The 26,304-nt window shown below is 49.2% G+C and carries 16 protein-coding genes and 2 pseudogenes; 17 read left to right on the top strand and 1 reads right to left on the bottom strand.

Annotated elements, in window-relative coordinates:
• Positions 1 to 50: 50 nt before the first annotated feature.
• The 15 genes and pseudogenes from ASG85_RS27520 to ASG85_RS27460 all read left to right on the top strand — a co-directional run bounded on the left by ASG85_RS27520 (position 51) and on the right by ASG85_RS27460 (position 19,642).
• The gene (locus tag ASG85_RS27520) at positions 51 to 1,757 is read left to right on the top strand and encodes an ABC transporter substrate-binding protein (RefSeq protein WP_060648361.1); all 1,707 of its coding nucleotides are present in this window, start codon (positions 51 to 53) and stop codon (positions 1,755 to 1,757) included.
• Between the two features lie 84 nt (positions 1,758 to 1,841).
• Positions 1,842 to 2,000 carry a hypothetical protein gene (locus ASG85_RS38250; RefSeq protein WP_156396858.1) on the top strand — a complete coding sequence of 53 codons (159 nt, stop codon included), beginning with the start codon at positions 1,842 to 1,844 and terminating at the stop codon, positions 1,998 to 2,000.
• Between the two features lie 259 nt (positions 2,001 to 2,259).
• Positions 2,260 to 3,984 carry a cellulase family glycosylhydrolase gene (locus ASG85_RS27515; protein WP_060648360.1) on the top strand — a complete coding sequence of 575 codons (1,725 nt, stop codon included), beginning with the start codon at positions 2,260 to 2,262 and terminating at the stop codon, positions 3,982 to 3,984.
• Positions 3,985 to 4,070: 86 nt separating this feature from the next.
• Positions 4,071 to 6,131, top strand: coding sequence for a beta-galactosidase (locus ASG85_RS27510; protein ID WP_321166609.1), 2,061 nt, complete (start codon positions 4,071 to 4,073; stop codon positions 6,129 to 6,131).
• Between the two features lie 45 nt (positions 6,132 to 6,176).
• Complete coding sequence (locus ASG85_RS27505; RefSeq protein WP_057305760.1) at positions 6,177 to 6,827, top strand: SGNH/GDSL hydrolase family protein; 651 nt, start codon at positions 6,177 to 6,179, stop codon at positions 6,825 to 6,827.
• 111 nt (positions 6,828 to 6,938) lie between these two features.
• Positions 6,939 to 8,537 (top strand): cellulase family glycosylhydrolase, encoded by a 1,599-nt coding sequence (locus tag ASG85_RS27500; protein ID WP_057305759.1) that lies wholly within the window; start codon positions 6,939 to 6,941, stop codon positions 8,535 to 8,537.
• A 304-nt stretch (positions 8,538 to 8,841) separates the two neighbouring features.
• Entirely contained in the window at positions 8,842 to 10,362 is a 1,521-nt protein-coding gene (locus tag ASG85_RS27495) for a glycoside hydrolase family 43 protein (RefSeq protein ID WP_057305758.1), read from the top strand.
• Between the two features lie 53 nt (positions 10,363 to 10,415).
• Positions 10,416 to 11,381, top strand: coding sequence for an aminoglycoside phosphotransferase family protein (locus tag ASG85_RS27490; protein ID WP_057305757.1), 966 nt, complete (start codon positions 10,416 to 10,418; stop codon positions 11,379 to 11,381).
• 176 nt (positions 11,382 to 11,557) lie between these two features.
• A complete protein-coding gene (locus tag ASG85_RS27485) occupies positions 11,558 to 14,371 on the top strand; it encodes a glycoside hydrolase family 3 protein (protein ID WP_060648359.1) in 2,814 nt (937 codons plus the stop codon).
• A 19-nt stretch (positions 14,372 to 14,390) separates the two neighbouring features.
• Positions 14,391 to 14,639, top strand: a pseudogene (locus ASG85_RS27480) (glycoside hydrolase N-terminal domain-containing protein); the annotation flags it as partial.
• A 55-nt stretch (positions 14,640 to 14,694) separates the two neighbouring features.
• Positions 14,695 to 14,784 (top strand): hypothetical protein, encoded by a 90-nt coding sequence (locus tag ASG85_RS39455; RefSeq protein WP_235549365.1) that lies wholly within the window; start codon positions 14,695 to 14,697, stop codon positions 14,782 to 14,784.
• 484 nt (positions 14,785 to 15,268) lie between these two features.
• Entirely contained in the window at positions 15,269 to 16,225 is a 957-nt protein-coding gene (locus ASG85_RS27475; RefSeq protein ID WP_057305754.1) for an ABC transporter permease, read from the top strand.
• Between the two features lie 28 nt (positions 16,226 to 16,253).
• Complete coding sequence (locus ASG85_RS27470) at positions 16,254 to 17,141, top strand: carbohydrate ABC transporter permease (protein ID WP_057305753.1); 888 nt, start codon at positions 16,254 to 16,256, stop codon at positions 17,139 to 17,141.
• Between the two features lie 139 nt (positions 17,142 to 17,280).
• Positions 17,281 to 19,023, top strand: a complete 1,743-nt coding sequence (locus ASG85_RS27465) for a hypothetical protein (RefSeq protein WP_057305752.1) — start codon at positions 17,281 to 17,283, stop codon at positions 19,021 to 19,023.
• Positions 19,024 to 19,321: 298 nt separating this feature from the next.
• Positions 19,322 to 19,642, top strand: coding sequence for a hypothetical protein (locus tag ASG85_RS27460; protein ID WP_057305751.1), 321 nt, complete (start codon positions 19,322 to 19,324; stop codon positions 19,640 to 19,642).
• 399 nt (positions 19,643 to 20,041) lie between these two features.
• Here the strand turns inward: ASG85_RS27460 and ASG85_RS27455 are convergent, their stop codons facing one another.
• Positions 20,042 to 20,242, bottom strand: a complete 201-nt coding sequence (locus ASG85_RS27455; protein ID WP_060648358.1) for a hypothetical protein — start codon at positions 20,240 to 20,242, stop codon at positions 20,042 to 20,044.
• A 434-nt stretch (positions 20,243 to 20,676) separates the two neighbouring features.
• Between ASG85_RS27455 and ASG85_RS27450 the strand changes: the two are divergent.
• Together ASG85_RS27450 and ASG85_RS39445 are read left to right on the top strand one after the other, a co-directional pair.
• Positions 20,677 to 24,477, top strand: a pseudogene (locus ASG85_RS27450) (DUF5695 domain-containing protein); the annotation flags it as partial.
• A gap of 9 nt (positions 24,478 to 24,486) precedes the next feature.
• Positions 24,487 to 26,130, top strand: coding sequence for an OmpL47-type beta-barrel domain-containing protein (locus ASG85_RS39445; protein WP_235550248.1), 1,644 nt, complete (start codon positions 24,487 to 24,489; stop codon positions 26,128 to 26,130).
• Positions 26,131 to 26,304 lie beyond the last annotated feature (174 nt).

The raw sequence follows: 26,304 nt of genomic DNA, 5'->3' as shown, positions 1-26,304 counted from the left end.
AATACAATCATTACCTCACTCATCATCTAAAAAAAGGGAGGCAGTATTTCATGAAAGTCAACTCAACGAAAGTGGCAAGCGTTCTGATGGTCGTCGCCTTGTTGGCGGCCACCGGCTGCAGCAAGCCGAATTCCGATGGCGCAAGCAGTCCTGCGGCGTCGTCAAAGCCATCGGTATCCGAATCGTCCAAAGAAGCTCTTACCCCCAAGACGATCCGTTTCGCTGCTGGCGACAACAATCCGCTCTGGGACGACATGCAGAGCGAAGTCGGCAAACTCATTACGCAAAAAACCGGCATCTCCATCAAGGCGCAATTCCCGGTAGGCGGCAATGATGATTTGTTTTCCCTGATGGTGGCAAGCAACGACTATCCGGATATGGTTGCTGCCAAGGGCAGTGCGGGCAAGCTGAAGGACGCCGGCGCTTTGATCGATCTGGCGCCGCTCATTGACCAGTATGCGCCGAACCTTAAGAAGCTGTATGGCGATTACATGAAGCGTCTGCGCTGGAGCAATGAAGACCATGGCATTTATGTCCTGCCGACAGCTGGGGTAAACAACCAGTACTTCAAGGCAGGCGCCGGCTTCGAGCTGCAGCATGCCGTGGTGAAGGAGCTTGGCTACCCGCCAATCAAGACGGTGAAGGATTTCGAGAACGCTCTCAAAGCCTACAAAGACAAGCACCCGACTACAGCTGACGGCAAGCCGATCATCCCCTTGTCCCTGAACGCAGGGGAATGGCAAATTTTGATTACCACCACCAACCCCGCCGTTGCCACGACAGGCGCGCCGGATGAAGGCGAATTTTACATTGATCCGAAAACCTATGAGGCGAAGTTCCACTACTTGCGTCCTGAGGAGAAGGAATACTTCCGATGGCTGAACCATATGAACGACATCGGCTTGCTTGACCCGGAGAGCTTCGTGCAGAAGTATGACCAGTACAAGGCGAAGGTTGCCAGCGGCCGCGTTCTGGGACTCATCGATGCGGATTGGGACTACGCCAATGAAGAAGCATTGCTGAAGAAAGACGGCAAGTTCGATCAAACCTACGCCCACTTCCCGGTTACCTTGAATGAAACCTACAAGAGATCTGATTTCCAGGATACCGGATACTTGGCTGGTACCGGCATCTCGATTACGAAGAGCGCCAAAGACCCGGTTCGCATCATCAAGTTCTTGGATTTTCTGGCGTCTGATGAAGGGCAAGTGTTGGTCAACTGGGGGATTGAAGGCAAGCATTACAAGGTGGAGAACGGCAAGCACGTCATCCTGGACGACATTTTGAAGATGAAGATCAATGATAACAAAAAATTTAAGCAAACTACCGGTATTGAAATGTACCGAATGGGACCGAGCTACGGTGACGGCGTGAAGGACCCAACGGGCAACTATTACACCACTGTCTTCCCTGAACAAATCGAGAAGGAATACACCCAAGCGGACAAAGAGACATTGGCTGCTTACAAAATCAAGAACTTCAAGGATCTGTGGCCGTCCGAGAAGGAATTCCCGGTTAGACCGTGGGGCGCGGCGTGGAACATCAACATGGAAAGCGGCTCCGAAGTGAACGTCCTCTTCCAGAAGTGCGAAGACATTATGAAGAAACGCATCCCGGAAGCGATTTTGGTGAAGCCGGACCAATTCGACGCCGTATGGGACAACTTCATGAAGGATCTGGAAAAAGCCGGCGTTAACAAGCTGAATCAGGAATTCACCAGGCTGGTGAAAGAGCGTGTGAAGCTTTGGAATGAGTAAAAGCTGACAAAGTCAAGCTGAAAGCCGACAGCGGCATTAAGTAACGTCGGCTTGTTGAACCGATCCGATTGAGAGGGGGCCGCCATGGAGTCGGTCCCTTATCTCATGCCGGCGCTATTACGGAACCGTTCCCCCGGCGTTGACCCGTGGTCGGCGAACGATCCGAATGGCGTATACCGTTGTGAAGCGTTATTTTACAGGACAGCATCCAAAATATTGAATTTCCACATGATTTTTAGATGATTTTATGAAGTATTATTACAAACGCCATATCGTTAAAATAAAAATGTCACCGCTTACATAAAGCGTTCAATGAGGAGTTGCATGAAAAACACAACATCGAAGCGCAGTCACAAGTGTCTCGGGGAATTGATTTCCTCGAAAGACAGCAGTGCCAATTATTCCAAGCAGAGGAGGATATTCAGGGATGCATCAGTAAATATGCGGCAAGCAAAACATCTACAGAATCAATCCAAATACATGAAACCAAAGGAGAATTTCTATGCGCACAAAAAGATCATATCTGTCGGTCGCAATGATCGTTGCCCTGTTGCTGGCGTTGTTTTCACCCGTCAGTTCGGCCGCTGCTTCCCCGAAAGAAACCCAAATTCAGTCTTATGTCAGCGCAATGCAGCCCGGATGGAACCTGGGTAATACATTTGATTCATTTGATACAACTGATCCGACAAAAAATGATGAGACGGCTTGGGGCAACCCTCGCGTAACCAAAGAATTCATTAAGGAAATTAGGAAGCAGGGCTTCAAAAGCATCCGTATTCCGATTACATGGAGCGGGCGGATGGAAGGCGCACCGGATTATACGATCAATCCGGCCTGGATGGACCGGGTTCAGCAAGTCGTCGACTGGTCGCTGGAAGAGGGACTGTATGTCATGATCAACATTCATCACGACAACTGGATGTGGGCCAGCAAGATGCCGACGAATCACGACGAAGCATTGGCCAAATATAATGCGATATGGACGCAAGTCGCCGACCGCTTCAAGAATCATTCCGACAAACTGATGTTCGAGAGCGTCAACGAACCGTTTTTTGAGAACGTTGATGTGACGACGCAACACGCGTTTCTTGATGAGCTCAACAAATCCTTCGTTCATATTGTAAGAGCGTCGGGAGGCAATAATGACGTTCGTCCGCTCGTGCTGCCGACGTTAAATACGAATCACTCGCAAGAGCACGTGGATTCGCTTTCAAGCACGATTGCCGATCTGAACGATCCGAATTTGATCGTGACGGTTCACTTTTACGGCTTCTGGCCGTTCAGCGTAAACATTGCGGGCTACCCGAGGCTTGAGGCTGACACGATTAAAGATATCGATACAATGATTAACAATGTAACGACTTCGTTCGTATCGAAAGGAATTCCTGTTGTCATTGGCGAATTCGGACTGCTCGGCTGGGATGCTGTACCTTGGAAAACGCCGATCAGTGAAGGTGTGCCCGAGCATGGCGAGATGTTGAAGTTTATCGAGTATTTCACCTCTAAATCCATAGAGAACAAACTTGCCCTTATGCTGTGGGACAACGGCGGGCGGTTTGACCGCAGAACGCTTCAGTGGGACGATCCGGAGCTTTACAATCAGATTATGGCCAGCTTGAAAGGCCGCTCTTCTACTGGCGAATCCGATCTGATCTTTGTCAGGAAAGGTACGCCGGCCCAAGACGCCGTAGTCCATGTGAACTTGAACGGCAATATTTTGACCGGTATCTTGGCCGGAGACAATAAGTTGAAAATAGGCAAAGATTATGAGTTGAACGGCGAAGAGCTGACCCTCAAAGCAAGTTTTATCGCCAAGCTGACTGAATCGGCCTCACTTGGCGAGGTAGCCGTATTGAAAGCCCAATTTAACAAGGGCGCAGATTGGACGTTCCATGTCTTGTACAATGACACGCCGGTGCTGCAAAACGTGGAAGGCACAACCAACAGCTTTGCGATTCCGACTGCCTTCAACGGCGACCGTCTTGCCACGATGGAGGCTGTGTACGCTGCAGGGGGCAACGCAGGTCCGAATAACTGGACTTCGTACAAAGAGTTCGCCCGGACATTCAAACCTTCTTATGCTACAAATGAAATCGCACTTACAGAAAGCTTCTTCAAAGAAGTGAACGATGGTACGGTGATTCTGAAGTTCCACTTCTGGAGCGGCGCCATCATCGAGTACACGATTACGAAGAACGGCACGAGCATTACGGGCACAGCATCGTAGAAGCCGGAATGGATTGGGGAAAAAGGGAGTCCTGCCCAACGCCCGTGCGCTGCGGCGGAGCTTCCTTGCTGCCGAAATAAGGATTTGTGCGGAAATCGGGAACAACGGTTTACAATGAAACATTGCTTAGCTTAGCAATCAGTGGAGGACAGCTTATGATGAAAATGGGTGTAGATTATTATCCGGAGCATTGGGAGCGCGCCATGTGGGATCAGGATGCGGATCTGATGCGGCAGACGGGAGTCCGTCTGGTTCGGTTAGCTGAATTTGCTTGGTCACGTATGGAGCCGGAGGAAGGGCGGTTCGATTTCGCATGGCTGGACGACGCGATAGACGTTTTCCATCAACGCGGCATCGAAGTCGTGATTGGAACTCCGACAAACACGCCGCCGAATTGGCTGGTGGAGCGGTATCCTGACGTGCTTCCCGTTGATGCCTTGCTGCATCCCCGATATCCCGGGATACGTGGACACCGTTGCTATAACAGTCCCTCCATGCGCCTTTATTCGGAGAAAATCGTGGACAAGCTTGCCTCGCACTATGCGAAGCATCCGGCTGTAACCGGCTGGCAGATCGATAACGAATTTGCTCTGAACGAGTGCCATTGCGACAATTGCAGCGAACAGTTCCAGAAGTGGCTATCGGACAAGTATGGTACTTTGGAGGATCTTAACCGCGCTTGGGGCACCGTCGTCTGGAGCGGGGAGTACAGCAGCTGGTCGCAAATCAAGCCCCCGCTGGGCGGTACCTCCTTCAAAAACCCGTCTTATCTACTGGACTGGAAAAGGTTCGAAACGGATTCCGTCGTTGAATTCCAGCAGTTGCAAGTGAATCTTTTGCGGAAGCGGTGTCCAGGTCATTTCGTAACCCATAATATTTGGAGCTACCCGATGTCCCTCGACTATTACAAACTCTGCGACTCGCTGGACTTTGCCTCCCTTGACTATTATCCGAACACAAGTCCGGAAAAGTCGGATACGAACGGATACGGCGGGGCGTTGACGCTGGACTTAACCCGGGGGATTAAGAGGGGCAACTTCTGGATCATGGAAACGATCAGCGGCCCGCCCGGCTGTTGGTTCCCGATGTGGCGAACGCCGCAGCCGGGGTTTATTCGGGCGTTCGCCTGGCAGTGCATATCGCGCGGTGCCGATGCACTCGTGCATTTCCGGTGGAGGAGCGCTACCGTAGGCGCCGAGCAATTCTGGCATGGCTTGATCGATCACAGTAACGTTCCGGGCCGCCGGTTCGAGGAGTATAGCAAGCTGTGCGGGGAAGTGAACCGCCTCTCTCCACTGCTGACCGGATCGGAGGTGCATGGCGAAGCGGCTATTCTCCATTCGCACGATCAATACAATGCGCTTCAGATTCAGCCACAGGCGGAGGGAATGGATTATTTCGACAATCTGAAGCTGTATCACCGCGCACTGACGAAGCTGGGCGTTCAGACCGATGTGGTGAATACGACAGCCGATTTAAGCGGATATCGGCTAATCGTCGCCCCCTCTCTCTATTTGCTGGATGAGCGCGTGGCAGGCCATTTGGAGGAATGTGTCCGAAATGGGGCTACCTTGATTGTAACGAATCGCACCGGCGTTAAAAACATGAACAACGTTTGCCGGATGGAGCAGCTGCCCGGGCCTCTGGCCGAAGCGGCCGGAGTGTACGTGTCGGAATACGACCCGATCGGCAAAGACGTCCACACCATTCGGGCGAAGAATGGAAAGACTTACACATGCATGCAATGGTGCGATATTTTGGAGCTTTCCGGCGCGGAACCGATCGCTTGGTACGAAGACGACTTCTTCGCCGGCAAACCGGCCGCTGCAGTTCATTCTCTTGGAAGCGGCAAGGTCTATTATTTGGGGACGATTGCCGAGGAGAGCTTTTATATAGACCTTTTCCGGGAGGTCGCTTCGGATGCGGGCACAGGACTGTACCCCGATCTGCCGGAGGGCGTTCAGATCTCGGTTCGCAAGAAGAAAGAGAAGCGATACTTGTTCATTTTGAATCTTTCTCGGAAGCGGCAAACTGTAACACTCGGTCAAGCTTATCCAAGTCTTCTCAGCAAGAGACAGATCGGACCGGAGCTTGACATGGAGCCATACGCCGTAGAGATTGTAGAGCTTGCCGAAACTGGCTGCTAGGTTAGGGAAATAGAACCTTATCCGAGAATGAAAGGAAAATCAATCATGAATCCAACACGACAAACGATTCTGTTTCAAGGCGATTCCATAACCGATGGCAACCGGGACCGCAACGAGGATCCCAATCACATTTTGGGACACGGCTATGCTTTTATCATTGCCAGCAAGCTCGGCTTCGAATTGGCCCACAACCAACCGCATTTCATCAACAGGGGTGTCAGCGGAAACCGGGTTTCGGATTTATACGCCCGCTGGGACGATGACGCGATCAGCTTAAAGCCGGATCTGATCAGCATCCTGATCGGCGTTAACGACGTTTGGCGGATTATGTCGGGTTGTTCGGGCGGCGACCGTTTCGAAAGAGCGTACCGGCATTTGCTGGCGGAAACGAAGGAGATGCTTCCTTCCGCAGGCTTAGTTTTGTGCGAGCCATTTATATTGAAAGTCGGGTGTACGGAGGAAAAATGGGAGGAGTGGCGAAAACGGATCGATGACTACGGTCGTATCGTTCGCCAGTTGGCCGAGGAATACGATGCGATATTCGTTCCATTACAAGAGGCGTTCGACAAGACCTCGTCCGGCATGGATGCCGCTTATTGGATATGGGACGGCGTTCACCCGACGGCGGTCGGACATGAACTCATTGCCCGCGAATGGCTATCCATCGTTCAGAACAGCCCGTTTGCCATTCGCTGAAAGTGAACCTTAATGGAAAAGGAGGTGATGAACAAGGTTGTTACCGGTTGGAAGTTCTTTGGTTGAACTGGTTTAAAAAGAACCAAAAATAAGAAGACGGAGGTGTTATTTATGTCGTCAAAAGTAAAGTCTTTCAGGATCTTTTTGTTAGCCATGGTATTGGTGTTTACAACTGTCATTTCCGGTCGGATTCCGTCAGCATCTGCAGAAACAGCCGATTTCACGCAATTGAATGCTTCGCAAATTGTTTTTGAAATGGGGGCGGGCTGGAATCTGGGAAACCAGCTTGAACTCAGTTCCAACGGTACACCCAGCGAAAGCACTCCTAATGTCACGCAGGCGTTCGTTCAAAGGGTAAAAGCAGCAGGATTTAAAACAATCCGTATTCCTGTTTCGTATTTGAATAAGATAGGGAGTGCACCGAATTATACGATTGATTCTGCATGGCTGAACAGAGTGAAAACAGTCGTGGACTATGCCTACAACGAAGGCTTGTATGTCATTATTAACATTCATGGAGACGGGTACAATTCAGTCCCCGGTTCTTGGCTGCTAGTCAATTCAAACGATCAAACAACGATCAGGGCCAAATATCAAAAAGTCTGGCAGCAGATTGCTAGTACGTTTGTCAATTATGATGAGCATTTGATCTTTGAATCCATGAACGAAGAATTTGATGGGACGTGGGAAACGCCTAACACCACATACTATTCAAATCTTAATGCTTATAATCAAATCTTTGTAGATACCGTAAGACAAACCGGAGGAAACAATAGCGCAAGATGGCTTCTGATTCCCGGCTGGAATACCAGCATTGATTATATAGTAGGCAATTATGGCTTTGTGCTTCCTACAGACAATTATAGATCAACTGCGATTCCAAGTTCTGAAAAAAGAATCATGATATCCGTTCATTATTACTCGCCTTGGGACTTCTGCGGTGAGGAATCCGGCACCATCACCCAATATGGAGCAACAGCGACCAACCCTTCTAAAAAATCAACTTGGGGACAGGAAGATTATTTGGATTCGCAACTGAAGTCTACGTATGATAAATTCGTAACCCAAGGATATCCTGTGGTCGTCGGTGAATTCGGTTCCATAGATAAAACGGCCTATGATTCAACGAATAACACGTATCGTGCGGCATTTGCAAAAGCGGTAAGCGCAACAGCCAGGAAATACGGTTCGGTACCGATTATTTGGGATAATGGTTGGAATGGAAATTATGGTTTTGGATTGTTTAACAGATCTACCTATACGGTCACACAGCAAGGAATTATTGATGCGATCATGAGTGTCATGAACACTTCTAAAATGAAGAACGTGACCACAGGTTTGTATATTGACGGCATGGGCCGTACCGCAGATGGTTCAAATGCAGGCCAATGGAGTACCGGCGCCAGCAGCAACCAGCAATGGGTGATGGAATTCTACGGAAGCTATTACAAAATAAAAAATGTTGCAACAGGTTTGTATCTTGACGGTATGTACCGTACCGCTAACGGCTCCATTTGCGGGCAGTGGAGCAGCAGCGACAGCTACAACCAGCGATGGAATTTGGAAGCATACGGAGGCAATTACAGGATCAAGAATGCTTCAACCGGTCTTTATTTGGATGGCGGCGGTAATACGGCTAACGGCTCCGACTTGAAGCAGTGGAGCAGCGATCCCAGTACCAACTTGCAGTGGCAGTTTGTAAATCCCTGAAGAACGGAAGGAATGGAAGAGCAGCGACTGTGAAGTCCTGCTCTTTATCTCTTTAAAGGGTGGGGACAATGCAAAGCCGGAAAGAACGACAATCGGAGTGCGCTGACGAAGAGCTGGCGGGAGAATATGGGAAATCGACGCCGAACATCGGGAGAGAATGATGCAGATGTGACCTTAGCTGTAATATCTAATTATTCTATGAAAAGTACATCAATTTCACAGGTATCTCAGAACTTCATTTTTTTATATAAATAATGATGAATACGCTTTTACATCAGACCCACAAACAAGGAGAAGAATCCAAATGCCGTATACGAATCCGGTCATTCCCGGCTTTTATCCCGATCCGAGCATCTGCCGGAACGGGGATGATTATTACCTGGTGACAAGCTCTTTTGCATATTTTCCTGGAGTCCCCTTATTTCACAGCAAGGATCTTGTCAATTGGCGCCAGATCGGACATTGTCTCACAACCGAGCAGCAGTTGCCATTGGGAAACACTTGGCTCTCGGGAGGAATCTACGCCCCGACGATCCGCCATCACGACGGCTGGTTTTATATGGTAACGACGAATGTGAGCGGGGTCGGCAACTTTTTTGTTCGCAGCAATCAGCCGGACGGTCCTTGGTCCGATCCAATACCTGTCGCACAGAAGGGCATTGATCCTTCCCTATTATTCGATGAAGACGGCAGTGTATACTTTCAATCCACTTGCGACGGCAATGAAGGCTACGGCATTTATCAATGCGAGATTGATATATTGACCGGAAGCATGCTGACAGAGAGCCGTCTGATCTGGAGGGGAACGGGCGGAGCGTACCCAGAAGCTCCTCATCTTTACAAAATCAACGGATTTTACTATTTGCTGATCGCCGAAGGCGGAACGGAATACGGCCATATGGCGACGATAGCGAGAAGCAGCGCCCCCTATGGACCGTTTGTACCGTGTCCCCATAATCCGATTTTGTCTCATAGAAGCTTGAAGAGCAGCATACACGCAACCGGGCATGCGGATCTGGTACAGGCGCATGACGGCAGCTGGTGGGCGGTTTTCTTGGGAATCAGGCCTGTTTCTTATCCGATGCGGCATCATCTGGGCAGAGAAACTTTTTTGGGGCCCGTGTCATGGACGGATGACGGCTGGCCGATTATCGGTAACGGCGGGCGTATCGAGTCCGTTATGGAGGCTCCGCAGCTGCAGGAAGTCCGGTGGCCGCATAAGGCAATCAGAGATGATTTTGACGATACAACGCTAGGCTTTGACTGGGTGTTTCTGCGGAATCCGACTCCGGAAAGTTGGTCGCTCCACGAAAGTCCGGGACATTTGGTGCTGCGAGGGAATATGGTGTCGCTCGACGATGCCGGCGCCCCCGCCTTTGTGGGCCGGCGTCTGCGCCATTTGTCATGCAACATAGCCGCCCTACTCGATTTCGAACCGAAAAGTGAAGGTGAGGAAGCCGGACTTACCGTATTTATGAACGATAAGTATCATTATGATCTTACCGTAAAGTTCAAGGAAGGACGCAAGGTGATCGTATTCCGGCGGACCGTGGGATCATTGAGAACGGAGCAGACGTACGATTGCACAACAGGCCCGGTCGTGCTGAAGATTGAGGCTCAGCCGGAATGGTTTGTTTTCTCCATTCAGCCAAATCAATCCGATGTCCTTGAGTTGGGCTCGGGAGAAACGCATCTGCTCTCAACGGAGGTAGCGGGCGGCTTTACAGGAGTAATCATTGCGATGTATGCCGTTTGCAAAACAGAACAGAGTACGCCTGCACTCTTTGATTGGTTCGATTATGAGCCGGTAATTCATATCGAATAGGTTTGTTTGGGTGGTCAATTATTTTCAATTCATGGAAGGATTGGATAAATAATATGGAAAGTAATATTAAACCCAAGCTGATAGGCAGTGATATGGAACGAATTATTCACCAAACCTTCGGAAGCCGGGTCCTCGAAATGAAAGAGTTAACGGATGGATGGGCAAACAGCGCATACGCGATCACCACAAGTGACGAACGCGATGTTATCCTAAAAGTGGCGCCGTTCAAGGGAACCAAAATGATGCGCTATGAGGCAAACTTGATGCGCACGGAAGTCGAGGCGCTATGCTTGTTTGACAACAGCGGTACGCTGCCTGTGCCCAAGGTGCTCACATACGACGATACATGCACCTTGATTCATGCGGAGTATTTTATTATGGAGCGGCTTTCGGGGGTTCCTTACAACAAAATTAAGGAGACGCTTTCCCAGGAAGAGAAGGACGCGATCGAATTTGAGCTTGGCGTCTATAGCCGCTTGATCAATGAAGTGCAAGGGGAGAAATTCGGATATTTTCTGCAGCAAGAATCGTGGAATGACTCCTGGGCGGAAGCGTTTCAACAGATGATCCGGGGCGTGCTGGCTGATGGCAGAGATGCCGGAGTCGAGCTGCCTGCGGGCAATGCGGTTATGGAATCGGAAATCGAACGGCATCTGGATGCTTTGCGGGAAGTCGTTCAGCCCCGTCTGGTGCATTGGGATTTATGGGATGGAAATGTGTTTGTCGAGAATGGGAAAATAACAGGGCTGATCGATTTCGAAAGAGCGCTTTGGGGCGACCCGCTGATGGAGGTTTATTTCGGCCGCTTCAACCGATCCGTTGGGTTCTCAAGGGGCTATGGGATGGCCGTCGCAACCCAAAACCAGCAGCGGCGCAGAGTGATGTACGATTTTTATCTGGATCTGATCTTGTGGATTGAATGTACCTTCCGGGAATATGAAAACAAAGACCACTGGAATTGGGCCCACAACAATCTTGCGGAAGGCTGGAAACGTCTCCTTGCGATCGGCCGTTATTAAAGCAGGTTCTCCCGTTGCCCGAAGATCAGCGGGGATTGGAAGGTCTCTGCCGGTTTACAACAAAGCAAAAGGACATGTTAGGGGCCCGAGCAATTGGGCCATTTCAATGACACGGCAACCATGGCAGATTGAGCTAAGACGATTTCTAAATACCTTAAAATGGGGGTTTGGCGACGATGACAAATGCTAAGGGAGTAGCTTTACCGTTTCAGAATCATGATCTGGCAATCCAAGACCGCGTTGCCGATCTGGTGTCCCGGTTCTCCCTCGAGGAGAAAATTGGGCTCATGTGCCAATATCAACCCGCAGTCGAGAGACTGGGGGTGAAACCATACAAGCACGGTACCGAAGCTACCCATGGCATCGCTTGGCTCGGGGAGGCGACCTCCTTTCCGCAATCGATCGGCCTTGCCTGCACTTGGAACCCGGAGCTGCTGGAGCGGATCGGTTCCGTTATCGGCGACGAGGCCAGAGTGTTTTATCAGCGGGACCCCGCGAACAACGGCCTGACGCTTTGGGCGCCGACTGTCGATATGGAGCGGGACCCGCGATGGGGCCGGACAGAGGAGGCGTACGGGGAAGACCCGCACTTGACGGGTGAGCTCACGTCCGCGCTCGTCAAGGGCATTCAGGGACCGCATCCCTTTTACCGCAAAGCGATTGCAACCTTGAAGCATTTTCTTGGCAACAACAACGAGAAGGATCGGGGGCACTGCTCCGCCAGCATCGACCCGCGCAATATGCGGGAATATTATTTGAAAGCGTTTGAGCCGGCCTTCCGCGACGGGGGGGCTCTGTCGATGATGACTGCATACAACTCGATCAACGGGACGCCCGCCATTCTCCATCCCGATGTGCTCCGGGTTGTCAAAGGCGAGTGGGAGATGAACGGCTTTATCGTCAGCGATGCGGGAGATCTGATCGGGCTCGTGAAGGATCATCATTATTTCGAGACGTATAAAGAAGCTGTCGTGGCGTCGATCAAGAACGGCATCGACAGCATTACGGACGATGCCGAGATTACCTGCGCCGCCATGCGTGAGGCGCTCGCCGAGGGGTTGCTGGAGGAGGGCGACCTGGACCGGGCTTTGACAAACACGTTCCGGGTGCGCTTCCTGCTTGGCGAATTCGATCCGGACGAGCGAAATCCGTATGCCGGCATGCCGGATGACACGGTTTGCAAGCCGGAGCATGCGGCTCTCTCCCTGGAAGCGGCCCGTGAATCCATCGTGCTGCTCAAGAACAAGCATCAATTGCTTCCCCTCGACCGGGATGCCGTACAGCGAGTCGCCGTGATCGGGCCGCTCGGAGATGCGGTATGCCGCGATTGGTATTCCGGCAGCCATCCGTATAAGGTCACTCCGCTGCAAGGCATTCGGGCCAAAATGAACAAAGGTTCCGTCGTCTTCGCCGACGGGTGCGACCGAGTGCGCCTTCGTTCCGCCGTAACGGGAAAATATGTAGGGGTTTCACCGGACGAGAACGGCGCATTGAAGGCGGACCGAACAGCTGCATATTCTGCCGAGACGTTCTTGCATACGGACTGGGGCTTCGGCAGCGTCACGCTGAAGGCGCTCTCGAACGGCAAATATGTGACGACCGACGATACGACCGTGACCGCTTCGGCTGAAGACATTTGGGGCTGGTTCGTCAAAGAGGTGTTTCATCCTGCCGAGGGGCAGGATGGGACGATGGCTCTCGCGAGCTGGAACGGGAGCCCTGTGTCGCTGCCCGGCGATGAAGGCGGGGCTTTGCGCAAGGAGGTTGTCGAGGACGGTCTGAAGGAGGCTGTTGCGGCGGCTGAAGCGTCGGATGCGGCGATTGTTATCGTCGGGAACCACCCGCTTATCAACGGGAAGGAAGAGATCGACCGCCCGGACTTGACGCTAGCCGCTTCCCAAGAGAGGTTGATTCGGGAGGTATACAAGGTAAATCCCAACACGATTGTCGTCGTCATCGGGAGCTACCCGTTTGCCCTGAACTGGGTCGATAAACACATTCCGGCCGTCTTGTATTCCTCACATGCCGGCCAAGAGCTAGGGAACGCCTTGGCGGACGTATTGTTTGGCGATTACAACCCGGCTGGACGGCTCAATATGACCTGGTACCGCTCCGTAGAGCAACTGCCCGATATCATGGATTATGATATTCGAAAAGGGAAGCGCACCTATCAATATTTTGATGGAGAGCCGTTGTATCCGTTCGGTTACGGGTTGTCGTATGCGACCTTCCGTTACGATGAGCTGAGCGTGAGTCTTGAGCGTGCCGGTTCACGCAGGGACATCTCGGTCAGTGTGCGGGTCGAAAATTCGGGCGATAGGGCCGGAGACGAAGTCGTCCAGCTGTATGTGCGCGCCGATTCGTCCCGCGTGCAGAGGCCGCTCAAAGAGCTGAAGGGCTTCCGGCGCATCCAACTGGCTCCCGGAGAGAAACAGACCGTCCGCTTTACGGTGCCGGTTTCCGAGCTGGCGTTCTGGGATGTGACCAGAGACGCTTATTGCATCGAGTCTGGTACTTATATGCTCATGATCGGGGGCTCGTCGGGAGAAATCCGTGTGCAGAAGAAGCTGGCGGTAGACGGAGATACCGTGCCTCCGCGCGATTTGACCAAGGAGACTCCGGCAGTGAACTACGACGAGTACGAAGGTGTCTACCTAGACGAATGCCGGGAAGGCGGGAGCTGCATCCGGTTATCGGGCGAGGCAGGCTGGCTGCGCTTTGACGATGCCGATTTCCGCGGAGGGATCGGCGGCTTCGAAGCCCGTTGTACGACCGGTGAGGGAGGCGGTAGCATTGAGCTTAGACTGGATGGGTTGGATGGCCCGCTTATCGGAACGTGCACCGTTCCTGAGACGGGATGGCGGCCATTGTGGGAGACGATTGCCTGCAAGGCGGACGAAGCGTCGGGAGTTCGCACTGTTTATCTGTGTTTGGGCGGGGATATCGGCTTGAGCCGCTTCCGTTTCCTTCCGCAGACCGGGGTTCAGTGATACGAGAGGAGACATCGGAATGAACGCGATGAGCTTGTGGTACCGGAAGCCAGCTTCCGATTGGAATGAGGCGCTCCCAATTGGCAATGGCCGTCTTGGCGGGATGGTGTTCGGAGATACCGTCCGCGAGCGCGTGCAGTTGAACGAAGATTCCGTCTGGTACGGAGGGCCCATGGACCGGAACAATCCGGATGCGCTGGCCTATCTTCCGGACATTCGCCGTATGATTGCGGAAGGCAGGTTAAGCGAAGCGGAGAAGCTGGCCGCTGCGGCATCAAATCACGCTGACCTCGAATTTCTTCAATGAAACGACTGATGGAACGGTGACTTTGACGTTCCACTTCTGGAGCGGCGCAATCGTTAAGTACACAATTGTAAAAAGCGGCACGAGCGTCACAGGTACGGCCCAGTAATATGGCAAGGCGTTCCGGCGGGGGATTTACGTTCCTGTTGGAACGCTTTTTTGCCGCAATTAGGAAAAGTGATTAACCATTGACGGTTCATTCAACTTCAAACAAAAGATGGAGGAAGGTCGTTTACAGATTCTAATACAAGAGTTTGTTAGCCAAACGGTAAGGATATTTGAGAAAAACTCTATCGGCATGATTCAATATTTTCACGCACGGAAAAACACTAATTATGGCTGGATTTTAAGTGGAATTTATTAGGTATTATGATGAAAGCGATTTCGTTATAATCGAAAACAAAGAGGTTGAGAGTGTGCCCGCATAATGAATCTGTGGAGCAAAAACTGAAGCAGGTTCCATCGCTGAGAGGGAGTTGATGAGGAAATGTCATACCAATAGGAGTTCTAGACCTCCTAAGATAGCCGATTTGAAAATCTAAGTAAAAGTGAGCAAATGAAAGAAAACATTATTTAATAGCGGGGGGAGAAACATGAACGCAAACTTGTCCGAACACGCCTATGCACCAGTTCCGAGAAAGCGCTTCCAATTTAAAGATAAGTATAAATTATTTCTTATGGCTCTTCCTTTTCTTGTTCTTGTCTTTTTGTTCTCATATTTGCCGCTGTACGGCTGGGTCTATGCATTTTACGACTACAGGCCCGGAATTCCGCTGTCCCAGACCGAGTTTGTAGGCTTGAGCTGGTTTACCAAGTTGGTGTCGAATCCGGCTCAGGTCCAGGAAATCCTCAGGGTCCTGCGAAACACGTTGGTGTTCAGCTCGCTTGGCATTCTGACTTCGGTTCTGCCGGTCATCTTCGCGATTCTCCTGACGGAAATAAAGAACGCGCCGTTTAAGAAAATCGTGCAGACGCTTACGACGCTGCCGAACTTTATCAGTTGGGTATTGGTGTACTCCTTCGCATTTATGTTGTTTTCTGTCGACAACGGCTTCTTGAACAATTTGCTGATGAGAATGGATCTAATAGAACGGCCGCTGAGCTTGCTGGCATCGGACAGTCATACCTGGTTGGCCATGACCTTGTGGGGCATATGGAAGGGACTCGGTTGGGGAGCGATCTTGTACATTGCTGCGATTACTGGGATTGATCCGGAATTGTATGAGGCGGCGAGAGTGGATGGAGCAAGCCGTTTCCAGTTGATATGGCACGTGACGGTTCCCGGGATTATACCGACATTCTTCGTGCTTCTCATATTGGGAATCGCGAACTTTATCAATAATGGGCTTGAGCAATATTTTGTGTTCTCGAACGCGATAAACATGAATCATATCGAGGTGCTTGATCTGTACGTATACAACATCGGGGTGGTGAATTCCAACTTCGGGTTCGCGACGGCGGTCAGCATTCTGAAATCGGTTATTAGCTTGTTCTTGCTGTTTGTAGCCAATGGCCTGTCGAAGCTGGTTCGCGGCGAAGGCGTCATCTAAGTCATTGTGAGAAGAGAGGAGTGTCGACATGGGAAAGATGGGAAAGATTACGATATTTGACATCCTGAATTATACGGGGTTTGCGCTTTTCACTCTGGCTTGTTTTTTTCCGTTCTATTATTTGTTCATCAATACGATTAGCAACAACGACTTGAGCAGCAGAGGCCTCGTGATGTTTTACCCGCGAGGGATTCATATAAACAACTATATTGAAGTATTCAAGATTCCCGGACTGGGTACAGCCGCGCTCGTATCTATAGGACGCACTTTGATTGGCACATTGTTGACCGTGGTTGTATCGGGATTTCTCGGATACTTGTTTACGAAAAACGTAATGTGGGGACGTAAATTCTGGTACAGGTTCCTTATCGTGACCATGTATTTTAATGCCGGGTTGATTCCATGGTTCCTTATCATGCTCAAGCTTGGCCTGGTAAACAATTTCCTGGTCTATATCATACCGGGGATCGTTGCTCCGTTCAATATCATCCTTGTCAAAACGTTCATCGAGTCGACGCCGATCTCCCTGCAGGAATCGGCGCAAATCGACGGAGCCGGCTATTTCACGATCTTCTTGAAGATCGTCATGCCTTTGATCACACCGATTCTTGCCACGATCGCCATCTTCACGGCCATCGGTCAGTGGAACTCGTTCCAGGACACGTTGTTCCTGGTCACGGACCCGAAGCTGTTTACGCTGCAATTTCTCCTGTATCGCTATTTAAACGCAGCGACATCGCTGGCAAATCTGATAAAATCCAGCGGTGCTATCAATGCGGATCTGGCCAATATGCAGACGGCCACTTCGATTCGGACGACGGTTTCTATGGTTGTCGTCATCCCGATATTGCTCGTCTATCCTTTCTTCCAACGATACTTTGTCAAAGGCATCTTGATCGGAGCCGTAAAGGGCTGAATTTGGAACTCTGCAAAGGAGGTGAGGCGGGACAGTGTTTGCTCGTATTGTATTTGTCAAGGGGACTTCAGGATCCATTTCTTAATCGCAATGAAAAAGTACGACTATGCAGGTACATGACAAGGAGGTTAACAAATAAATGATTAGAGGAAGAAAATGGATAGCGGCCGCGGTCTCGATGAGCGCCGTGCTTGTATTATTGTCCGCATGTAGCGGCGGCAGCGGCAAAACCGCGGTAAATAGTGATTCATCGACGCAATCGAGCGCAAGCACCGATCCTTCGAAGCAGCCGGAAGTCACACTAAAGGTATTCTCGAACGTGGCTAACTTTTCCGGGGATCAACCGGGTTGGTTTGCGAAGGTGATCAAGGACAAATTTAATATCAAATTAAACATTATCGGCGGCGGCCAGGGAAAAGAGGCTACGTTGTTGGCCTCGGGCGATGTAGGCGATATCCAGGTCGCAATCAACACCAAAGATGCGATCAAAGCTGGCCTGCTGTTGGATTGGAAGAAAAACGGGCTGCTTGATAAATACGGCCAAGACATTCAAAAATATGCCGGTCAATCGCTTGAAGCCCACAGCAAGCAATTCGGCGGCGGCACGGCGATCTACTCGGTCGCGAATGAGGTGGGCAACGGCAGCGGCCCGAGCGAAGGCGCCGATATGACGTTCGGTCCCCAGATCCGCTGGGACTTGTACCAGAAGCTGGGCAGTCCGCAAATCAAAACGTTGGACGACTATCTGCCCGTCCTCAAGCAAATGCAGCAGCTCAGTCCGAAGAGCGATACCGGCAAGCCTACGTACGGATTTTCGCTGTGGTCGGACTGGGACGGGTCCGGTTCAATGAACGTGGGTTCTATAGCCGCATTATACGGCTATGGGGTATCGGACGGATTCAACGAAACTGATTTGATCCTGACGAAGGCCGATGAAGCGAAATGGCAAGGCATTCTCGATGACAACGGTTATTACATGAAAGGCGTGAAATTCTTCTTTGATGCCAATAAGATGGGACTGCTTGATCCAGACTCTTTGACGCAGAAGTTCGCCGATGTGTCCAATAAGTACAAGGACGGGCAAATTCTTTTCGCTCAATTTCCTTGGGTAAGCAGCGGTTTTAACATCCCGGACCACACGTCCGCAGGAAAAGGTTTCGGATTCGTACCATTCGGCGATGAGAAACAGTCATCCGCCGGGTTTAAACCAGAGGGCGCCAAGTACTATTGGACCATTGGCGCGAAAACGAAGTATCCGGAGCGTGTGATGCAATTCCTTGACTGGCTATATACGCCGGAGGGGATCATGGAATCCAATTATGGACCGAAGGGCTTGATTTGGGATATCAAGGATGGAAAGCCGACCCTGACCGATTTCGGATACAAAGCGATCGTGAACACCGTCAATATGCCTGATGAATACGGCGGCGGGCTGTACAAGGACGGAACTAACCAAATCAATAACTCGACGCTCTCCAAGTCTATGAACAATCCGGAAACTGGGGAACCGTATGATTACACGATGTGGACCTCGTATTTAAATCATAATCCGGATCCGGTCACGAAGAGTTGGCGGGACGCTATGGGTGCGCTGACGGTGAAAGATTATGTCGTCAAGCACAACAATGTTGCCGTGGCACCTGCGTACTCCAGCGACGTAGCGGCGGCGGATCGACCGGCTGACATCAAGCAGAAGGATAGCGAAGTGGGCAAAGTCGTCAAGGAATACTCCTGGAAGTTGATGTTCGCGAAGGATGATAACGAGTTTAACAGCCTGAAACAGCAATTGATTAAGAAAGCTAAAGGTTTGGGCTACGACGAAGTTGTCAAGTGGCAAGTTGACCAATACGAAAAAACGGTCGGTGCGGCGTTGAAAAAGTAATCAACAAAAACGATTAAGTTTTGTGAAATCTAAATTCCGTGAGCATAACTGGCTCACGGAATTTTTATGATCAGCCTGCTGTTTTATCATTGCTTCCGGAATGAAAATAAAAATTGCTCATAAATAGGGGGACTTTCTCCTTATATTATAGGAATATGGTGCAACCAAAATCCTGAATATGACGTGTCCCGTTGGAATGATATCCTGGTTCCTTCCAACTGGGAGCTTTCCGGATACGGTAAACCAGTGTACACCAATAACAAGTATCCCTTTGCACGGAAGGGGGCGGACTCTCATCATGAAATTCAATGTTCCCGTGCCGGTTGAATGCGGGGGCAAGGAAGATGTCCGTTATTTATATGTATCCGCGGATGACCGCAAGGTAAAAGTTACCTCGGCGGGTTACTTCCATTTTGATATTCATCCATGCAGAATCGGACAATACGACAATGCCGCCTATGAAGATGAGCTTGGCACATCCGATTCCGTTTTCCTTCATATCGATTACAAACATGCAGGTCTTGGCGGAGACAACGGTTGGACCAAAAATATTCACGATGAATATAAAATCGAAAAGGGCATCTATGTTTATAAGATCACTTTAGAGATCATGGATTGAACAGCAGGCCCCGGATATTATCAGCAATGGCAAATTGTAAAGGTTGAGTAGCGAAATAATTATAAGAGACCGTTCTTAACTAAAATGGGAGTACGATCTACCATTTGCGGAAGGAACGGTTTCTTTTTTTTAGAAAATATTTCACGATGGTCCAAATTCATGGGCCCATCTCATGATCGTCGTATGAGAAATCTTTAATCCTCGCTCGCTCATCATTTCGACTATATCTCAAAATAAGTTACTCCATCCCATGACTTCGTTATCAATTACGTTATCATGAATTAGATCTTTGCACCACAACCGATATTCTTATTAATGCAGCTTCCGGAAATGATGGTATTAATAAAATTGATACGTATTGGTTTAGACAAGGACCTGAGTCACAGCCTCGGGTTTTTCTTAGTCTATACGAAATTGGAGCAAATAGTCCATTGGCGTTACACCTTCCCCAATATGTAAAGTCCCTTTGGTCACTACCATTAAATCAAATACACCGACCTGGTTTCTACTAATATGCTGCTTGTCAACATGGAAAAAAGTGCGTCCGCAATCGATAAAATAAGGCACGGGGAGCGAGAAAATTGGGATGTATTCATTCATTCACGCTCCATGGCAAAGGTTGTAATTTTTAAAAATGTGGTTGTAAATCCCTATATAATTCCCATATTACACCATGTAGAATAACTATTAAAGCGCTTACCATAATGATGATATTTATAAAAAAGGGGACCGAGTACATGACGATCAATCTCCAGACCATTTCCTTTGAGGGATGTACGCATCACGGATGCCCTTTTGGTCTGCATATATTCGATTGGTTCGGGATGTTGTCGTTTCTTACCAGTGGGAGGTGTTGACGTAACCAGCGGTATTTTATCAAGGGATTGCTACTACAGGGATAAAAGGTTAAAAACACAACTACATGTAAATTGGAGGTAACAAGGATGGAAGTAACGGAATCTCGGAGGTCGGATAGGTATAGGGTTGGATTAAAGAAGCTACTAGTGCTGCCGATATCTCTTTGTTTTACCATCATGTTGTTGTGTCTCCTATCTTCAGTGGCTTCTTCTGAATCTCTCGCGGACAGTCTATCCAATGATATTTTTGACATACAGACAGGAACCCATGGTGAAATCACCTCATTGCAGCTAAAAGGGGATGTATTCCCTACGGAATATGTGATGAATCCAACGAATGCTCCAAACCAGAATACGCCCGACCATCAATGGCTCGGGGAACTGATGTTTACATACAAGCTTGGAAACGGGGAATGGACGAAGGCTTGGACAAGCAAGTCAGATGACGGTAGAACGATATCGAAGAGTGGGAATGAAATTACAGTTACGTATGAGAACGCTTCAAACCCTGAGGGGATCCGGAATTTTAAGGTTATTGAAAAGTATGCTTTAGTGGATGACTATGTCAAATGGACGATTGCTATTGAAAATACGAGCAACCAGACTCTAGAGATTGGGGACCTTGGCCTCCCTTTGCCGTTTAATGAACTATGGCAGGCGCCGAATGACCGTATTTATGAAACTAGAGTTTTGAATCATTCGTTTGTTGGTAATAACAGCTCGTATATCACGATTCAAAGGCCAAGCGGCATCGGTCCTTCCGTGCTTTTGGTTCCTGATGCAGCGACCGGCGCCGGCTTTGAATATCAAGACCGCTGGAAGCGTGAGGAGCATCCGGGCAGCAACTGGACGAATGATTCGGCAGGCTGGGTGGAAGGACTGAATGTCTACTATATCCATTCTAACGTGATCAAGAGTACCAACAAGGGGTACCTCCCGAATACAAGCCTGATTCTTGCTCCGAGTGAGAGTAAATCTTATGCTTTTAAGTTTTTTAAAACAGTTGACGATAACGATGTGAAAGCCAAGCTCTACGACGAGGGCCTCGTTGATGTCACCGTGGTGCCAGGGATGATTTTTGCAACCAATATGAAGGCCAAGATCGATTTGCATACGTTCAAAGACATCACTTCCGTTACCGCACAATATCCTTCTGAGTCAACGATCACTTTTCTGAATACGGCCCCTGCCAATCATAAGATTTACGAGCTCACACTGGGTCATCTGGGACAGAATGATCTTACCGTTGAATATGGAAACGGGGAAAAAACCGTCCTGCAATTTTATGCGATTGAGCCTATTGATGCCGCACTGCAGAGACATTCCACTTTTATGGTAGAAAAGACGCAATACAATGATCCGGGAACCATTAGAGATAAGGTTTTTGACGATTGGATGATGCAAAATAAAACGACTAGAAACCGATTCAATGGTTATTGGGGATGGGGCGATGACTGGGGATTAACGCATGGACAATTTTTGGCCGAAAAGAACTCGCAGGTCCCGATTGCCTCGGAAGTAAAAGCGGTCGATGACTATCTGGAGACGGCCATTTGGACCAATCTAATGAACGGACATCATGAGGATTATCTGGTTCCGGATTTCTTAATGAATCAGCCAAACACAACGCCGACGTATCGTGGCTACGCTTACCCTCATATTTATAATACGTACTTCAGCATGTATAAGATTGCCAAGATGTATCCTGATCTTGTCGCATATAAGCACACGAAAGAAGAGTATCTTCTGCGGACATATAATATTTTCAAAGCCTTATATGATGGTCCGGTTGCGTACAACTGGGAGACAGGTCTTATGGGAGAGTTGACGACACCTGACATTATCAAAGCCCTGCAGGACGAGGGGTTCACGGCTGAGGCGAATGATCTCATCGCTAAGATGGCTACCAAGTATAACAATTTTAAAAACACGACGTATCCGTATGGCTCTGAGTACAGCTATGACAATACCGGCGAAGAAGCGGTGTATACGTTAGCCAAAATGAACAACAATACGACGATGATGAGCAAAATTATTGCAAAAACAAGAGCCGATCGCGGGCAAATGCCGATCTGGTATTATTATGCGGATCCGGTGACGATTACGGGTGAGAACTGGTGGAACTTTCAGTACTCGACTTCACTCGCTGGCTATACGATGGATGACTGGATTCGCAATCATTCCGCAGCGCCTGAGGTTGAACAGCGCTTATCTTACGCTGCCAAAATTGCCAATATCGGTGCTATTAACTCTGGACAAATTAGCTCAGACCCCGCAAATATCGGTGCGTCTTCATGGACGTATCAAGCGGAAAAAGGAAACTACGGCGCAATGGGTCTAGATGGAGGACCTCTTTTTAACGGATGGAGAGGGATGACGGGTGAGTCCGATTTAGGGTTATTCGGAGCGATCAAGATTCTGAGCAGCGATGTAGCCATTGATCCGATTTTCGGATTAACGGGATATGGCGCAGATGTAACGGAAAGCGGCTCGAACTACGTCATTACGCCAAAAGACGGTGTGTTCAAGCGTATAAATCTGATCACCGAAAAGCTTAACTTAGAGTTGGATCGAGATCAGTTTATGAATGCCACAATCGCGAAGAGCAAGAACTATGTTCAGCTGAGTATGAAAAACGTAACGCCCGGTACAACGCAGCATCAAACAAGAATCACATTCACGGGACTTAAAAAAGCGACCTATGATATCTTAGTTGATGGTGTGCATCAAGGAAAATTGAATGCTTATGGCTCTAAAGCAACGCTTACGATTAATGCTGGAGCGGCGGCAGCTTATACAGTTGAGCTGCAAGAAGGAATAAAGGATGCGAATACAGCTCCGATCGCGAATGCTGGTGCTGATAGTTCAATTACTTTGCCGGATGATATTAGCTTAAAAGGAACCGCTAGTGACGATGATCTTCCTGGCGGCACGTTAACAGCTGCATGGAGCTTAGTGAACGGACCAGGTACAGCAACGTTTGCTGACGCTTCTGCACTGAATACGAATGTAACCGTATCTGCTGCTGGGGATTATGTATTCAAGCTGCAAGTAAACGACTCGGAGTTATCTTCCGAAGATACAGTTACAGTTACGGTAGCGCCTGCGCCGCCTTTGCCTCCGGTCATCTTACAATATTTGTTTAACGAGACAAGTGGAACAACAGCCTCCGATACAACAGGCAATGGTATGGATGGAACTTTAAAGGGCTCGGCAACATGGGTTCAAGGTAAGCAAGACAACGGATTGCAATTAAACGGCACGGATAGTTACGTGAAAATGCCTGCGAGCATCCTAAGTCGCGTACATGATATTACGATTTCGACTTGGGTGAAGGCAAATAAGTTGGGTAATTATTCAAGAATATTCGACTTCGGAAGCGGAACGAATACGTATATGCATCTGTCGCCGAAAGTAGGCGGAGGGGGCATGAAGTTTGGCATCACAACGACCGGGAATGGGTCGGGACAAGAACAGGTTATCAATGCACCGGTTTTACCTACGGGCGTATGGAAACATGTGGCGTTTACCCTTTCCGGAACAACCGGGATTCTCTATGTCGACGGAGTACAGGTTGGAATCAACGCGAACATTACTCTGAATCCATCGAGCTTAGGGAAAACGATCAATAATTACATTGGAAAGTCTCAGTTCGCCGATCCTTATTTGGATGGCATTGTGGATGACTTCCGAATTTACAGCAGTGCTCTTAGTGCGGCGGAAATCGCTTCACTCGCGGCTCCGCCTTTTGATGATATTGTATCTTTAGATGAAGTCAATCTTGCTACACAGGTGAAAGTGGCGCCGAAATTACCGCAAACCGTAACAGCTCATTTGAAAAATGCCAGCATCATTGATGTTCCGGTAACTTGGGATGCTATCGATCCTGCCCGGTATGCTTCAGAAGGCAATTCTTTCACTGTAGCGGGTACTGTGGTTGGATCTACGACTTTGAAAACAAAAGCGAATATTGTTGTAACGGGTGTCATGTTGGATCCGTTCCCTTCATTAGTTGCACGGTACAAATTTGATGAAGCAAATGGCACCAGCATTACCGACGCTTCGGGTAACGGACATGATGGAACGACGAAAGGATCGCTTGCTTGGGAACCCAGTGGACATCAGAATGGTGCTTTAACCTTTAGCGGCACTAGCGGAAATTACATAGACTTAGGCAGGAGCGGAGATTTGCAGCCGAAGAAGATTACACTCTCTTATTGGATCAAGCGGACGACAAGCATGAATGCTAATGAGAACATACTACTGTGGTTCAAGCCGGAGAACGATTATGCGGCTAATGGATTTTTCGTCACTTATAACGGCGATGTCTCCAGCTTGGTTATGGTCGATGGAACGGGTAATTTCTTTGTGAAAGTGAGGCCGGATGATTTCCTCCCTCTAAACGAATGGACAAATGTAGTGTTCACCTTCGATTCAGAGACCAAGTCAGCGGCGATTTACAAGAACGGTATCTCCCAACAGATTGATACGGATGGGGATCTTAATTCGATAACGGCTACATCCGATATTAAGAAAATCGGTGTATCCGGATATGGTAATGGAGCGCAACTGAACGCAACAGTAGACGATTTCCGGATTTATGATGGTGCCATGACGGCGAAACAAGTAAAGGCCCTTTATGACGGTAAAGATGTGCAAAGCGTTCAGCCTGTTGCTGTTTCAACCTCAATCAGCAAAGCTCCGGTGCTGCCTGATACGGTTTCGGTCATCTACGAAAACACGAGTCAAGGTACGGCAGTTGTTAGTTGGGATGCGATTGATCCATTGCAATATGCACAGAGTGGTGTATTTCAGGTGTATGGAAAAGTGGATGGAACATCAATTAAAGCCGTAGCGAATATAACGGTCACTAGCCTCATACCGGCAACGAGAGCTGTTCTAGCGCCGTCTGAGCCAGATGGACGGAACGGATGGTACTTACATCCGGTTACGGTAAACCTGATTGCCGACAATCAGTCAAGTTCAGGTGCAATACTGACGGAGTACAATCTAGATGGTGGGGGAACATGGCAAACATATACTGGCCCCATTACCACGAATCGGGACGGTAAGTATAATGTGAGCTACCGTTCATCAGACAATGCCGGCAACGTAGAAGTCGTGAAGACAGTCAGCTTTAACCTGGACGTAACTGCACCAACAATCAGCATTTCTGGATTAGTGGGAAATAGAGACCTTAGCGATAATGGGGATATCTCGCCTATGTTTTTAGTGAACGACGGGATGTCGGGGGTTGACAGCAGTAGGACTACTGTAACGCTGGATACTTATTCTTTCCAGACAGGAACGCCCATCCCGCTTTATACACTGCCGCTTGGCTCGCATACATTTATGGTGACTTCGAGCGACTTGGCTGGGAACGCGGCTAGCGTAACAGTGACGTTTCAGACAACGACAAGCATTGACGCTTTAAAGGCACTGATCACTCGCTTTGCCAAGAATAACTGGATTGATAATGCCGGAATTGTGAGTAGCTTGCAAAAGAAATTGGATAAAGGCAATGTGGAGAGTTTCGTGAGCGAGGTGCAGGCGCAAGCAGGTAAACATGTCTCAAGTGAAGCTGCAACGTACCTGCTCCGAGATGCTCAAGCTTTAATAAATAAGAAATAAGTGTCTGGAGAATTTTTTGAAGATATTGGAATTTGCCAAGTAACAATTACAGACTCCCTTAAGGCGACACTGTCTTGGGGAGTATTTTTTTGTTCATCAGCGACGTTCAGTCCATAGTTCCGGCAATTACACGATAGGACTACTTTTCATTCTCTAGCTGGCCGTGCCGTATCC

It is taken from the genome of Paenibacillus sp. Soil724D2, assembly GCF_001427935.1.
In the GTDB taxonomy this organism is placed as follows: Bacteria; Bacillota; Bacilli; order Paenibacillales; family NBRC-103111; genus Paenibacillus_E.
The sequence above is the reverse complement of the archived record's forward strand: the minus strand, read 5'-3'. Positions and strand labels throughout refer to the sequence as shown.

Bases quoted from the DNA above. Each gene is read 5' to 3' on its own strand.
- ASG85_RS27520 (WP_060648361.1), top strand. From the start codon at position 51: ATGAAAGTCAACTCAACGAAAGTGGCAAGCGTTCTGATGGTCGTCGCC.
- ASG85_RS38250 (WP_156396858.1), top strand. From the start codon at position 1,842: ATGGAGTCGGTCCCTTATCTCATGCCGGCGCTATTACGGAACCGTTCC.
- ASG85_RS27515 (WP_060648360.1), top strand. From the start codon at position 2,260: ATGCGCACAAAAAGATCATATCTGTCGGTCGCAATGATCGTTGCCCTG.
- ASG85_RS27505 (WP_057305760.1), top strand. From the start codon at position 6,177: ATGAATCCAACACGACAAACGATTCTGTTTCAAGGCGATTCCATAACC.
- ASG85_RS27500 (WP_057305759.1), top strand. From the start codon at position 6,939: ATGTCGTCAAAAGTAAAGTCTTTCAGGATCTTTTTGTTAGCCATGGTA.
- ASG85_RS27495 (WP_057305758.1), top strand. From the start codon at position 8,842: ATGCCGTATACGAATCCGGTCATTCCCGGCTTTTATCCCGATCCGAGC.
- ASG85_RS27490 (WP_057305757.1), top strand. From the start codon at position 10,416: ATGGAAAGTAATATTAAACCCAAGCTGATAGGCAGTGATATGGAACGA.
- ASG85_RS27485 (WP_060648359.1), top strand. From the start codon at position 11,558: ATGACAAATGCTAAGGGAGTAGCTTTACCGTTTCAGAATCATGATCTG.
- ASG85_RS27475 (WP_057305754.1), top strand. From the start codon at position 15,269: ATGAACGCAAACTTGTCCGAACACGCCTATGCACCAGTTCCGAGAAAG.
- ASG85_RS27470 (WP_057305753.1), top strand. From the start codon at position 16,254: ATGGGAAAGATGGGAAAGATTACGATATTTGACATCCTGAATTATACG.
- ASG85_RS27465 (WP_057305752.1), top strand. From the start codon at position 17,281: ATGATTAGAGGAAGAAAATGGATAGCGGCCGCGGTCTCGATGAGCGCC.
- ASG85_RS27460 (WP_057305751.1), top strand. From the start codon at position 19,322: ATGAAATTCAATGTTCCCGTGCCGGTTGAATGCGGGGGCAAGGAAGAT.
- ASG85_RS27455 (WP_060648358.1), bottom strand. From the start codon at position 20,242: ATGAATGAATACATCCCAATTTTCTCGCTCCCCGTGCCTTATTTTATC.
- ASG85_RS39445 (WP_235550248.1), top strand. From the start codon at position 24,487: ATGTTGGATCCGTTCCCTTCATTAGTTGCACGGTACAAATTTGATGAA.